Genomic DNA, 12,929 nt, shown 5'->3' with positions numbered 1-12,929 from the left:
AAAAACCTCCATCGCTAGCGCAACGCTAGGGACGAGATTGCTTCCCGTGGTACCACCCTAATTCACAGACATGCTATAAAAGCCATTTCTGCTCACTTGAAACCCTTAACGCGGGCGACGAAATGATTTACGCTGGATAATTCCAGTTTCATCCTTAGCTCCAAGACGAGTTCATTCCTGCCTACTGCCTGCTTGCACCAACCGCCGGCTCTCTGAAAGTGGCTCGAGAATTACTATTTCTTTTCATTGCTTGTTGTTTATAGACAGTAATTTCCCTTGATTATATGCAAAATAAAGCCATAATGTCAAGTGATCCCATTCAACCACTTCAGAAATGTGCGCAGATCAAGTATACTAATTCCAACAGATTTTTGTGGAAGGAGCTTCAAATTGAAAAAAATCAAGGTTATTTTTACGGGTGGAACTATAGGAAGTCGTAAAACAGAAAGAAATATAGATGTAGACGTTGCTGCTTCTTATGAATTGATTCGGCTTTATGGAGCTTTCACGCCTTCGCGCCAGATTGAATTTGATACCGTTCAGCCATTGAATATTTTAAGCGAAAATTTAGTTCCTGAGGATTGGCTGACGATGATTAAAGAGCTTGAAAACATAGATTATTCGTTGTATGAAGGAATTATAGTTACCCATGGAACAGATACATTACCCTTCACTGCAGCGGCTTTAAGCTTAGCCTCCCAGGGAATCCCCATTCCAATTATGTTAATTGCGAGTAATTTTCCGTTAAATGATCCTCGTGGCAAGGGGGTATTAAACTTTTCTCATGCCGTAGATTTTATTATGGAGCAATGTCTAGCTGGGGTATTTGTTATTTTTGAGAATAGTCAAGGAGAAGCAATTGTGCATTTAGGTACGAGACTATCACAGTCGGATCCATTCACAGATGAATATGACAGTACTTATTCTGCTCCATTCGGGGTGATGAGTAACCATCAATTTATACATAATACCCATGCGATTAACCCGTCAGTTGCAAAGCTGCAGAGCCAGTCTGCTCCCGAGGTTAATAATGTTCCGTGGTCATTCTCCAATGAGGTGCTTTATCTTAGACCCTATCCAGGGCTTAATTATCGATATTATGACTTTAGTAAGAGTAAACCTGTAGCAGTATTGCACGATTTATATCACTCAGGTACAGCTTCAACTAGAAATTCAGATGTTTTTGATGCATCCATTCTCCACTTTTTAGCTTATTGCCAGTCACATGAAGTGACAGTATATATTGCGCCCATTAAGAATAAAGCTGGTGATCTCTATGCTTCGTCTCATTTATTGTTAGAAGCAGGAGCGATCCCACTCGAAAATATCTCAGTAGAAACCGCACTTGTTAAGCTTATGCTAGCTTATGGCAGCTTCAAAGAGCATTCGCAGATTCTTCAATTTATGCAGGAAACATCTTTATTCTTCGAAATCCATCAGACGAGTTGAGTTGGTTTATGGCGTAATTGCCGTCTGACCTCCACTGCACGATTTAGAGCGCTCGCAGCGCTTTAAATCCTTAGTTCTCGCTCCTCTACTTAAACCAACGAAAATCTGGCGTTAATAACGAAATCATTTCGTTATTAACGCCAGATTTTTGTTAAACACCTCATTTAGAATCGTTAAGCCGCTTATGGTTTATGACAAACAAAGAACGCGCGCTCCGTCTCGGCATGCACCGGCTCAAAACGAAAATCACCAAAGCACTCCACATCAATGAAGCCTATATCAAGCAGCTGACGCTTAAGCCAGTCCAAGCGATAGCCTCGTTGCACATGTGTTTCTTCAAAGCGTAAAAACTTGGATTCTTGAGGTGAGCGATCCTTGCTTAAGCTGCTTTTCCCGTCGTCTTCACGAACGAACAAAGTTAGCTCATGGCAAATTTCGCAGGTTTCATCCTCAAGCTCTGAAGTCCAGATATAAGCGATGTCCTCTTCATTCATGAAAAAAGGCTGGGTTGCTGCATATGATATCAGCGTAAAAGGGGTATGAACATCGAAAATAAACAATCCGCCGGATTTCAAGCCTTGATATGTCTGACGAAAAGCTTGGACAATTTCATCCTCTTCGGTGATATAGTTCAAGCAATCACAGAATGAAACAGCCGCATCTACCTGCTCATGCAGCTCCCATTCCCGCATATCCTGCTGCACCCAAGCGATATTCAACCCACCTGGTATGCCTTGGCTTTTATTCTGCGCAACCGCAAGCATGTCTTCCGATAAATCGATGCCAGTTACTTGCAAACCATTTTGTGCCAGTGGAATTGCCAGACTGCCCGTCCCACAGCCAAGATCTACTATGGTTTTTGGTTTCCCGTAACGCTCCCAGCAGGTATCCATAAAACGCAGCCAATCGGTATAGGGCAGGTTATCCATTAAGCGATCGTAATAATAAGCAAACTTTGTATAGGACATAAAGTTATTCCTCCGTTTGCTTCAAGTATGTCCCGTTGTCCTTCTGTACAACTAGACCATTACGCATCAGCTTACCCAACGCACGTTTAAAGGATGATTTACTAATATTAAATTGATCAAAAATCGCTTCAACTGAAGATGCATCAGTCAACGGCATCATCTGATCCGCTTGTAGTTTTATATAGGCTAGAATAGTTTCCGAATCCTCATCACGCCCGACTTCTTTTAACGGTCGCATCGAGAGGTTAGCTCGTCCATCCTCACGCACAAAAATCACACGAACCTCAACCAGCTGCCCAAGTCTAACTAACTCTGTACGCTCCGTACTATGAATAAGTCCAATGGCACCAAAGCCGCCAAGAATTCCACCTTCACAAACAACGAAGCTTCCAAGCTGCAATGGTTTATAAACTCGCGCCATCACCCATTGATTCTTCCACGCCGTTGGTGCATGATAAGCCAATGGAATAAGCTGATCCTCACCTGCAAGCTTAGCAATCAAGCGACCTTGGCGATCCTGTGATAGCACGACATAAACCTTATCGCCAACTATCGGACGCAGCTCCTTCATCTCAGGCTGTTCACGAAATGGCAGCAATAGCTGACGTCCCAAGCCCATTTCGAGAAAGCTGCCAAAGCGCGGATGAATATCAACAACCTCTAACAAACCTACCTCGCCAAGCTTAAGAAAAGCATGCTTCATAGTCGCAGATAAGCGATCTTGAGCATCGTGATAAAGATAAACATCAAGCTCATCGTCTACCTGAATTTCTCCGACAACTTGAGTGTAATGAAGCAATACTTCCTGATCACCGTCAGTCATAAAGTAACCATAAGGCGCAAGCTCCTTGCCTACGCGCATTGAAACGACTGTTCCCGCTTCAAGTCCGTGACTCATACATGCTCCACAATTTTAGCATCCGACCATAAGCGCTCCAAGTTATAGAACTCACGCTCATCACGATGGAATATGTGTACGACAACATCACCTAAGTCAACCAATACCCAACGTGCTGTATTCATACCCTCGATACCACGAACACGTATGCCTAGTTCGCCTGCTTTTTCACGTACAGATGAACCAATCGCTTGCACTTGTGTTTCAGAATTACCATGGCAGATGATAAAATAATCTGCAATTAGAGAGATACCCTCTAAATTCAATGTCACGACGTTTATTGCTTTCTTATCTTCAACCGCATCAACCATTTGTTCCATAATATTTTTAATAGATATACTCAATTCGTCAACCCCTTTATCATTTGGAAATCTCTTCAATCAGTGCATTTCTTGCTAAAAGTGTTAATGGATAAATCCGTTGCTTCTTGGAAATCAAGAAAAGCAGGGTACTATCGAATCCAGCGATCAAGGCTTTCTCTAAGCTATTTTCGGCTTTTTTTCGAATTTTATCCACTTCAGGGAAGTCACGTCCAGGCTCGATATAATCGGCTAAACAGACAATTTTATCCAAAAGCGTCATGTCCACCCGACCGGATGTATGGTAGCGAATGGCATCCAATACCTCGATATCCTCAATACCAAACTCGGCTTGCACAAAGCATGCAGCAGCGGGACCATGCCAGAGCTGTTTATCATTCTCCAACAAATCTCCTGCCATACCCGAGTCAATCAAAACCTGAGCTTGCCGATCCACAGGCCAATATTTGCAATAATCATGTAATAGCGCAGCCAATTCTGCCTTCTCGACATCCGCACCAAATTGCTTAGCTAGCGTAACCGAAGAGCTCATTACACCCTTTACATGAATCCAACGTTTGTTTGGCATTTGCGCTTGTACCGCTTCAATCATTAATTCACGATTCATACAGCTGATTCGCCTCCATATATATGCGTAATTTCTCGCACACCAGATACTTTACAGATTGACGGAGCCGCATTTTCTCCCGAATATAAGTGGAGGATATTTCGATTAAGGGCATCTCAACCAGCTGAACTTTTGCTGCTAGCTTTGCAGGTAGTTCTGTTAAGTTGACCTCAAAGCCAGGTCGCTGTAAGCCAATAAACGATACCGACTCCATGATTTCTTCAATTCGAACCCATTTAGGTAGATACATCACCATGTCTGCCCCAATAATATAATAAAACGATAATTCCGGATGTAATTGACGTAGAACCTTTACCGTATCTACTGTATAGGAAGCTCCGCCACGTTCAAGCTCATAATCGACCGCACGAAAATTAGGATGATCTGAAACAGCCAATTGAACCATGGCTAATCTCTGTTCAGCACTTGCTTGGGGTAGGTTCTGTTTATGTGGAGGAATAAAAGTAGGTATAAACCAAACCTCATCCAAACCTGCAGCTTCACGCGCACTCTCAGCAGCAATCATATGTCCGAGATGAATCGGATCAAATGTGCCACCCATGATACCAATTTTCATCCGAGATTCACTTCGCTTTTTCAATAATTAGGGGAGTACAATCGTTTTATTATCTTTGGATTCTTTATACAGCACAATTACTTTACCGATGACTTGAACCAGCTCAGCACTTGCTCCTGTTGCCAATGCTTCTGCCACCTCATGTTTATCCTCAACGCAGTTGTTCAATACTGTAACCTTCATTAATTCTCTCACTTCAATAGCTTCTTTAATATGAGTGATTAAATGATCATTAACTCCGCCCTTGCCAACTTGAAAAATAGGATTCAAATGATGTGCCTGCGAGCGCAAAAATTTCTTCTGTTTGTTGTTTAACATGTTCATACCCTCCTACTCCGTTAAAGATTGCAAAACAATTTCACGCATAGCTTGAATAGGAGCATTCTGCCCTGTCCAATATTCAAAGGCATAGGCTCCTTGATAGATGAACATTCCCAAACCACCGTGAGTCTTAGCCCCTCTTGCTCTAGCTTCCTTCAAAAATAAAGTTTCCATAGGTGTATAAATAATATCGCTGACGACAAGCTTATCATGAAGCAAGCTTGGGTCTAGCGGAATCTCATTAATATTCGGATACATACCCAAAGACGTATTATTCACGACCAAATCCACTTTATCTATTATACCTGCAATTGCTTCCGCTGCAATGTATTTCGCTTCCGTCAGCAAAGAAATATAGGAAACCAGCTCATTTGCTTTCGATTCGGTCCGGTTGCTGACCCAAACTATCTCTGCTCCTGCCTTGGCCAAAGCGTAAGCAATACCGCGCCCTGCACCGCCTGCGCCTAATAGAAGCACACGTTTACCTTGCAACGATATTCCCGTTTCTTCACATAAAGAACGTACGTAGCCAATACCGTCTGTGTTATAGCCGATCAGCTTTCCATTCTCATTAACAATCGTATTAACCGCACCGATAACTCGTGCACCTTCATCGATTTCATCCAAGTAAGACATCACTTCTACTTTATAGGGAATCGTCACATTTACACCACGAAAGCGCAAGGCTCGAATCCCATCTATGGCTGCCTTTAAAGTCCCTTGTTCAATATGAAAAGCAGCATAAGCTGCATTAATCCCATTCTCTTGAAACGCGCGATTTAGCATCAACGGCGATCTCGAATGACTGATTGGGCTTCCGAAAACCCCATAAAAAGTAGTCAGACTATTAATTGTTTGGTTTGAGCTCAATTGGCCGACTCTCCTTAAGGAAAAACTTATACGCTAATTATTTAAATCAAACTTTCCCTAATGGAAAGCTTAACGCCTTTAGGTACGTGGACTTCCAATTCGGCACCCGCTAGACTGTTAATTTTGATCCAGCCCAGACCGGAAATAAGCACATCTATATTACTTCCTTTTTTAATATGGATGGGATGCTTAGCTAATGGAGGCAGCAGCTCTATATCCGCTAGAGTTGGCGGTTTTAACATGACTCCACGATGCTCTGCGTATAGCTCATCCGCTTTTTCTAGCTTGGTGCGGTGAATCTTAATTGCGCTCGAGACATAACAGGTAAAGGATTGACGCTCTCCACGGACAAAATCAAAACGAGCCAGGGCTCCAAAAAACAAGCTTTGCTGTTCATTCAATTGGAAAACCATCGGCTTAATCGCTTCACTAGGCAGCAAGGCTTGAATATCCTTTTTGGCTACTAGCTCACTCAATCTGTGCTTATAAACAATCCCCGGAGTATCAATAATGAATTTGCCGTCATCCAAAGGTATTTTGACAATATCCAGAGTTGTTCCAGGGTATTGCGATGTGGTTAACTCCGCTTCCAAATCACTATAATCACGAATCAAACGATTGATCAAAGTGGACTTTCCTACATTGGTCGCGCCAACAACATAAATATCTTTGCCTGCACGGTGCTTATCCAAGGTCTGCATAAACCGCTCAAAACCAATATTCTTCTTCGCACTGACCATGACGATTTCTACTGGCTTAAGACCTTGCTCTTTAAGCTGTCGTTGAATCCAATTGACAATTTTATTCAAATTACTAACCTTTGGCAATAAATCAACCTTATTCACTACCAGCATTAACGGATTCGTCCCGATAAATCTCGGCAAGCTTCCAATCAAGCTGCCTTCGAAATCAAAAATATCGACAATGTGAACAACCAAGCTTTGTGTCCCACCGATATGCCCTAATATTTGCAGAAAATCATCTTGATGCAGGGCTACGCTGGAAACCTCATTGTAATGCTTGATTCTAAAACATCTTTGACAAATAATTGGAACACGAGTTAATGCCTGCTCTGGTATAAATCCAAGCTTAGCGGTATCTACCGTTTGAAGCTTCACTCCACAGCCTTCGCAATTCGTAATTTCTATAACTTCTTCTACCATATAGACTTAAGTCTCCCGTCTTATTTTCGCGTTATTGCAAGTATAACCTTCTCTATCCTGCGGTTAATTTTTGTGAAAAAGCCTTCATCTAGAACAGCAATCGGTAATACAAGGATAGTGTGAAGCCCCATTCGGTTGCCACCTAATACATCCGTCAGCATCTGATCCCCAATCACAACCGTCTGCTCTGCTGTAAGCTCCATCCACTGTAAAGCTTTGATAAAAGCTGTGTTCGTTGGTTTCTTGGCACGGTGAATAAAAGGAATTTTCAGCGGATCAGCAAAATTCCGCACACGAAGTTCCGCATTATTAGAAACAATAACCACCTTAAAACCCTTTTGTTTAACTAGTTCCAGCCATACTACAAGCTCAGGTGTCGCTAAAGGTTCTTTGGCACCAACTAAAGTGTTGTCTAAATCAGTTATTATCCCGCGAATACCTTTTTCCCATAATTCATCTAACGGAATTTCATAGATTGTTTTCACCCGCAGCCGGGGTGTAAATTTGTGCAACAATACTTTCACCTCTACGTTCGCCTGATATATACGTGAAACTATACCATACTTCGGCTTTTTTGTGCAAAAAACCGCCCGCAGCAGCGGACGGTAGCCAGAAGCATTTTACATATCATGTCGCAATCTTTTGAAAATCAGGGTAGCTTGCTTTAACTCATCCATAGTTACAGATTTACCGCTGTACTTGGCTTTCTCAAAAAGCGACAATATGATTTCTAATTCCTTTTTCAGCCAGCCTTGACGATCACTTAGCCTTAGAAACAGCTCTCTTGCTGTTTCATGCTCTTGTGAAGGAATTCCCTTACGCCTCATATACCGTAATAAACGGCTATATTCATGGACAACTTGTTCATTTAAGTTATTCGCTTTACGTTGTTTTCGACGTCTGACAATGGTAAACCTTCGATACATAAGCTTAAGTCGGGCACGAAACAGCATGTATGCCGCTCCAATTAATAAAACCAAGCCACCGATTGATAGTATAATTCCTTTACCACGAAATGATTGGTTTTCCTCATCTACTTCTGCCAAAGCAGGTGCAGTTTCCGTTTCTGGTACTGGAGCTAACTCACCATCTGGCAATACGCGTGGGATAACAAATCCAGAAGTTGGTTCGAATGGCAACCAGCCATATCCTTCAAAATAAACCTCTACCCATGAATGGGCATTTGAGTTCTTCACCGTATAAATATCCGCTCCATCATAATCCTCTAGAGCACCATCTGGGATATTACCGCGCTGTCTGGCTTCATCCTGTCCGGAGGTGCCCCCTGAGTAACCTTTCACCCAACGAGCTGGGACGCCGATAGATCGGGTCAGCACAGCCATAGCTGTTGAGAAGTAATCACAATACCCTTCCTTAATCTCAAATAAGAATCGATCCACAAAATCCTTGCTTTTCCCAAGCTTTATATTAGGTTTGCTTGTATAAGGATAGGTGGTTCGCAAGTACTGCTCAATTGCTTTCACTTTATCGTATTGCGTTGTAGAAGCTGCTGTTATTGTTTGAGCTAGCTCACCGACACGAGCGGGAAGTGCCTGTGGAAGCTCTAGATATTCGGACAATTCTGCTAAATTCACTGGCGGTGTCGTTATGCCCTCAAGCCCAGCAGCATCAATAACAGGTACCTTCGAAACGATTGTGTAAGTTTTAGGATAGCGCAGCTTTTTAGACTTATCAGCAGTCCGCCATAGCAATTCGCTCTGGTTTTGCAACCAGCTAAGTTGAGAAACCTCAGGAGGCTCTCCGTTTATACTTATAACAGCAGAAAGCGGAAAAGCACCAAAAATAACCGGATATTGCGTATCATTTTCAAAAATAACCGTTTGTGTAACATCTACTGTTTTTAATTTGGAAATATCAATTCTTGGGTCAATCGGCAATTGAGCAAAATTAAGTTCTCCAGAGATTCCAGTATTCTTCTCTTTAGCGCTTATTTTCCAGCCTGAACCTGTGTAGTCGCTCAATGTTTCCCCACGCCAATAGCTGCGTTTTGTGGAATCTACCCTCATAACGGGTGAATAATCAAAATCAAAGCCGCCACCTAAAGTACTATCATTGCGTGAATATCCAGATGACGAGTTGCCTTTCGAAGCTGCTTTACTAGAGGAAGAACCGCTATTTTTTATGATTTTCTCGACAATTTCACCTTTCCAAGATTTATACATGGTATAAGGATCGGTTAATACATTGCTTACATCCGTTGCAAGTGAACCAAGAAACATCGTTAAGCCTAGAATTAAGACGACTGGCAAAGCAAGAGCGCCTGGATATTCGGCAATATAAGCCCAGCTTGTGGGGTTTTTTCGTTTTAAGGAAGCAAAATGATGGACGACCATTAAGCATAATCCGCAAAAAATCATGAGGGCCGATTGACTCCAAAGCTCATTAACACTAAAAGAATCTCGAATAGCGACTACAATTACACTGCCGATTGCAAAAAAGGCGATTCGCCATTTAACCTTTACCCACCAGAATATAAATAGATAGGCTAGCCAGGTACCTAAGATAAACCAAACATAGGGGTGAAGCTGATGAAAGTTAGCTTTCATAAAATAAGAGAATTGCTTCCAAGAATTGATTTTGACACTTATGAAATGATAATTAACAGCAATCCCATTAATTAAGATTACACCAATCAGCTGCAAGCTAAAACGAAGCCATAACGGCATACGTGTTGGCAGCATGACAACAAAAACGAATAACATGGAGTAATAGACCGATTGGACTGTTAACGGAAGCCAGCCTCCATCTTCAGCAGCGAACCAACGTAGAAATTGCATGATAAATAATCCAACCAACAATAAAGTTAAGCGTCGTTCCCAATCTTGTAATATGAAAAATAACGTACGGGTTATGCGGCTTTTCTGAACACCCATTTAGCTTCGCCCCCCCAACACTTGTGAAAGCTCATCTAATCTAGGAACGTCATAGCCTAAATAACCTTTAAGACGCAGCGTCTTCATCCATTCTACTTGTTTTTCAGCCTTCTCATCATGGACCCAAATGTGACAAGGGCTCATTTGACGGAGGTTAACCCAAGCTAAAGCAGACATCATAGATTCTCCAACTTGGGGAGAAATAATGGCAACAAAGGTTCCAGGCAGTAAGCTTTTTGTCCGCTCTTTAAGCACTTGCTCTAATGAGAATTTACCATCTGCTTCGACCATAATAAGATGGTTCAGAATTTGCATATGCTGGCTTTGCCCATATTTAGGTTCAAAATATTCAGAGCTTGCTCCTGTTGAGAGCAGCCCAAATGCCAAATCTCGTTTAGTCCCAAATTCAATTAATGAGGCCGCTATGGAAACAGCAAGCTCAAATTGCTCTTGATTCGCATAATGCTGCTTAGCTCTATCTAAGATTACAATCGTTTTGGGCAATGATTCTCTTTCAAACTCCTTGGATTTTAATGTTCCCGTTTTGGCTGTTGCATTCCAATGAATGCGTGATAGTCTATCCCCGTAATTATATTCTCGCGCTCCATTAATTTGAGTTGTTTCTCTCATTGCACGTGCAGTTGAAGAATGATGGTGCATTCCTTTAAGCATCTGCTGTAGTTTTTTCCATTCGCGAATAGCCGTTCTTTGTGGAAGAACGCTAAAGCTATGCTCCAAAGCTAGAGTACCTTTGTGTTCAAAAAAACCAAATATATCTTCTGTAGAACAATCTGTTTTGGTAAAGTTATAAATTCCACGACGTAAGGGTGGTGTCTTATATTCCATTATGCCCGATCTTTTCCAATCAGGAATTAATGAGCTTTCAAATATCTGATCGCCGCCATTATGCCTTTGTAAATGATCCTTAATTAAAACATAAGGAACAGGCCAATAACCCGGAATATCCAGTTTGATCTTGACTCCAAGCGTAGATCCTGCTTCCATGATGAATTCGTGTCCAGGAGTAATTAAAGTGCGTTCGCCTTTACTTTTGCGAATACCGCTCCATTGGCCAAGCCATAAGTAAATGCATAATACACTGACTATGATAAAAACCATGAATGATAGCTTTCCACCTTGAAATAGGAAGAAACATAGTGTTCCTACAAAACTAGCAAGCACTAACCAAACACGTACTTTAATTCCAAACAAATAACGCTGCGGCATTCGCATGTCTTGTAGCTCTATTTTGGGATATAGTTCATTCATCCTTTATCGCTCCAATCGAACGGGCACTCTAACCTGCTTCATTACAGAGTCTAATACTGAAATAATCGTTAAACCTTGCATACGTGCTTCTGATTGCAATAAAATGCGATGTCCCAATACAAATGGTGCTAAATACTTAATATCGTCAGGGATAACAAAATCTCTGTCTTGGATCAAGGCATACGATTTAGCTGCTTGGACTAAAGCTAGCGTCGCTCTCGGGCTAGCTCCCAGAAAAATGGTAGACGTTTCACGCGTTTTTCGCGTCAAAGAAACCGTATATTCAATGACTGCCTCGTCGATATGAACCTCTTTTACTTTTTGCTGCAGATCATTGACCTGATCCACTGTCATTACTGCTGCCAATGCATCCAAAGGATTCGAAACACTTTGTGTCAATGCCATCTTGTTTTCGGCTGCTTCATCCGGATATCCCAAACTAAATTTCATCATAAAGCGATCCAATTGTGCTTCTGGCAGAGTATATGTACCTTCAAAATCAATTGGATTCTGAGTAGCCATTAGCAGAAATGGTTTAGGCAGCTCGTAGCTTTCACCATCCACGGTAACAAAGCGTTCTTCCATAGCTTCTAGCAGTGCTGACTGAGTTTTAGTGGTTGCCCGATTAATTTCATCCGTTAACAGAATATTCGTCATGACCGGTCCTGGTCTGAAAATAAAAGCTTCATTCTTAGGATGGTAAATAGAAACGCCTGTAATATCAGATGGCAGTAGATCCGGATTACATTGAATACGACGGAATTGACCATCTATCGACCTGGCTAAAGCTTTAATTAAATTGGTTTTACCTGTTCCAGGTACATCTTCGAGAAGGACATGTCCGCCAGCAAAAAACGCGGTTAACAACAATACAATCTCATCTTGTTTTCCTAAAACACAATTCTCCAAGTTTTTTCTTAGTTGTTTAATCCGATTTGAATCTTCGTTTGCGTGAGCCATCATGTCACTTCCTCTTAAGAATTTTTGAATAAAATAAACTATTCCGTAAATATAAACTAATTTCATGGTTCATTCATATTTTACAAGAAATAGGTTAAAAAATATAGTTACGTTTCAATTACAAAGACAACTTAAGTGTAAAATTATGTATATTGTTTGTCTATGTCTTTCTATTAATAGTAAACGTATACAAATGGCTATAAGTTTCGGGAAAATACAAAAAACGCCCAAATATTTTTTTGAGCGTTCCATAGATTCAGCTATAATGGATTCAACCTTTGGGCTTAAAAAGCAATGCTGCAAAAAAGGAGAATACAATCGCAGCGGAAATACCGGCACTTGTTACATCAAATATATTGGTGACAATGCCAATCCAGCCATCCTCATGCAGTTTAGTTACAGCACCATGTACTAACGCATTTCCGAAACTCGTGATAGGTACGGTAGCTCCAGCACCTGCAAAACGGATAAACGGATCATACCAGCCTAATCCATCTACAACTGCTCCTAAGACAACAAGTAAACTCATTGTATGAGCAGGTGTAAGCTTTCCAACATCCATTAAGAGCTGTCCTAGAACACAAATCGCTCCACCAACAATAAATGCCCATACAAAAGGCATGATATTCTCCA

Annotated in this window: 14 protein-coding genes and 1 other annotated feature; of the genes, 1 reads left to right on the top strand and 13 read right to left on the bottom strand. The window is 41.5% G+C overall.

The genetic code is table 11. From position 1 onward, the window contains the following. Positions 1 to 24: 24 nt before the first annotated feature. Positions 25 to 256, bottom strand: a binding site (T-box leader). 134 nt (positions 257 to 390) lie between these two features. Further along, positions 391 to 1,449 (top strand): asparaginase, encoded by a 1,059-nt coding sequence (locus tag EHS13_RS12765; RefSeq protein ID WP_162463091.1) that lies wholly within the window; start codon positions 391 to 393, stop codon positions 1,447 to 1,449. Positions 1,450 to 1,631: 182 nt separating this feature from the next. Here EHS13_RS12765 and EHS13_RS12760 read toward each other — a convergent pair whose 3' ends face one another. The 13 genes from EHS13_RS12760 to spoVAE all read right to left on the bottom strand — a co-directional run bounded on the left by EHS13_RS12760 (position 1,632) and on the right by spoVAE (position 12,918). Continuing rightward, positions 1,632 to 2,417 (bottom strand): class I SAM-dependent DNA methyltransferase, encoded by a 786-nt coding sequence (locus EHS13_RS12760; protein WP_155700713.1) that lies wholly within the window; start codon positions 2,415 to 2,417, stop codon positions 1,632 to 1,634. 4 nt (positions 2,418 to 2,421) lie between these two features. Continuing rightward, positions 2,422 to 3,315, bottom strand: coding sequence for a CvfB family protein (locus tag EHS13_RS12755; protein ID WP_155700712.1), 894 nt, complete (start codon positions 3,313 to 3,315; stop codon positions 2,422 to 2,424). Further along, the gene (rsfS, locus tag EHS13_RS12750) at positions 3,312 to 3,659 is read right to left on the bottom strand and encodes a ribosome silencing factor (protein WP_193571497.1); all 348 of its coding nucleotides are present in this window, start codon (positions 3,657 to 3,659) and stop codon (positions 3,312 to 3,314) included. Before rsfS ends, EHS13_RS12755 begins: the two co-directional genes overlap by 4 nt. 16 nt (positions 3,660 to 3,675) lie before the next feature. After that, a complete protein-coding gene (gene yqeK, locus EHS13_RS12745; protein ID WP_155700711.1) occupies positions 3,676 to 4,242 on the bottom strand; it encodes a bis(5'-nucleosyl)-tetraphosphatase (symmetrical) YqeK in 567 nt (188 codons plus the stop codon). Beyond that, a complete protein-coding gene (locus EHS13_RS12740; RefSeq protein ID WP_155700710.1) occupies positions 4,232 to 4,819 on the bottom strand; it encodes a nicotinate-nucleotide adenylyltransferase in 588 nt (195 codons plus the stop codon). The genes yqeK and EHS13_RS12740 overlap by 11 nt, the downstream gene beginning before the upstream one ends. 27 nt (positions 4,820 to 4,846) lie before the next feature. Beyond that, positions 4,847 to 5,137 carry a ribosome assembly RNA-binding protein YhbY gene (gene yhbY / locus EHS13_RS12735; protein ID WP_155700709.1) on the bottom strand — a complete coding sequence of 97 codons (291 nt, stop codon included), beginning with the start codon at positions 5,135 to 5,137 and terminating at the stop codon, positions 4,847 to 4,849. A 12-nt stretch (positions 5,138 to 5,149) separates the two neighbouring features. After that, a complete protein-coding gene (gene aroE, locus EHS13_RS12730) occupies positions 5,150 to 6,010 on the bottom strand; it encodes a shikimate dehydrogenase (protein WP_155700708.1) in 861 nt (286 codons plus the stop codon). A 41-nt stretch (positions 6,011 to 6,051) separates the two neighbouring features. Next, on the bottom strand, positions 6,052 to 7,173 hold the full coding sequence (gene yqeH, locus EHS13_RS12725) for a ribosome biogenesis GTPase YqeH (protein ID WP_155700707.1): 1,122 nt from the start codon (positions 7,171 to 7,173) through the stop codon (positions 6,052 to 6,054). Between the two features lie 20 nt (positions 7,174 to 7,193). Then, positions 7,194 to 7,688, bottom strand: a complete 495-nt coding sequence (locus tag EHS13_RS12720; protein WP_155700706.1) for a YqeG family HAD IIIA-type phosphatase — start codon at positions 7,686 to 7,688, stop codon at positions 7,194 to 7,196. Positions 7,689 to 7,793: 105 nt separating this feature from the next. Beyond that, on the bottom strand, positions 7,794 to 10,067 hold the full coding sequence (locus EHS13_RS12715) for a transglutaminase TgpA family protein (RefSeq protein WP_155700705.1): 2,274 nt from the start codon (positions 10,065 to 10,067) through the stop codon (positions 7,794 to 7,796). Continuing rightward, a complete protein-coding gene (locus EHS13_RS12710) occupies positions 10,068 to 11,336 on the bottom strand; it encodes a DUF58 domain-containing protein (RefSeq protein WP_227013917.1) in 1,269 nt (422 codons plus the stop codon). Between the two features lie 3 nt (positions 11,337 to 11,339). Further along, positions 11,340 to 12,296 carry an AAA family ATPase gene (locus EHS13_RS12705; protein WP_155705331.1) on the bottom strand — a complete coding sequence of 319 codons (957 nt, stop codon included), beginning with the start codon at positions 12,294 to 12,296 and terminating at the stop codon, positions 11,340 to 11,342. A gap of 271 nt (positions 12,297 to 12,567) precedes the next feature. Then, positions 12,568 to 12,918 (bottom strand): stage V sporulation protein AE, encoded by a 351-nt coding sequence (gene spoVAE, locus EHS13_RS12700; protein WP_155705330.1) that lies wholly within the window; start codon positions 12,916 to 12,918, stop codon positions 12,568 to 12,570. Positions 12,919 to 12,929: the final 11 nt, after the last annotated feature.

The organism is Paenibacillus psychroresistens (assembly GCF_009728935.1).
In the GTDB taxonomy this organism is placed as follows: Bacteria; Bacillota; Bacilli; order Paenibacillales; family NBRC-103111; genus Paenibacillus_AC; species Paenibacillus_AC psychroresistens.
The sequence above is the reverse complement of the archived record's forward strand: the minus strand, read 5'-3'. Positions and strand labels throughout refer to the sequence as shown.

Coding starts and splice junctions, on each gene's coding strand:
- yqeK (WP_155700711.1), bottom strand. CDS start 4,242: ATGAATCGTGAATTAATGATTGAAGCGGTACAAGCGCAAATGCCAAAC.
- EHS13_RS12705 (WP_155705331.1), bottom strand. CDS start 12,296: ATGGCTCACGCAAACGAAGATTCAAATCGGATTAAACAACTAAGAAAA.
- EHS13_RS12740 (WP_155700710.1), bottom strand. CDS start 4,819: ATGAAAATTGGTATCATGGGTGGCACATTTGATCCGATTCATCTCGGA.
- EHS13_RS12760 (WP_155700713.1), bottom strand. CDS start 2,417: ATGTCCTATACAAAGTTTGCTTATTATTACGATCGCTTAATGGATAAC.
- EHS13_RS12710 (WP_227013917.1), bottom strand. CDS start 11,336: ATGAATGAACTATATCCCAAAATAGAGCTACAAGACATGCGAATGCCG.
- spoVAE (WP_155705330.1), bottom strand. CDS start 12,918: ATGCCTTTTGTATGGGCATTTATTGTTGGTGGAGCGATTTGTGTTCTA.
- EHS13_RS12715 (WP_155700705.1), bottom strand. CDS start 10,067: ATGGGTGTTCAGAAAAGCCGCATAACCCGTACGTTATTTTTCATATTA.
- yqeH (WP_155700707.1), bottom strand. CDS start 7,173: ATGGTAGAAGAAGTTATAGAAATTACGAATTGCGAAGGCTGTGGAGTG.
- yhbY (WP_155700709.1), bottom strand. CDS start 5,137: ATGTTAAACAACAAACAGAAGAAATTTTTGCGCTCGCAGGCACATCAT.
- EHS13_RS12755 (WP_155700712.1), bottom strand. CDS start 3,315: ATGAGTCACGGACTTGAAGCGGGAACAGTCGTTTCAATGCGCGTAGGC.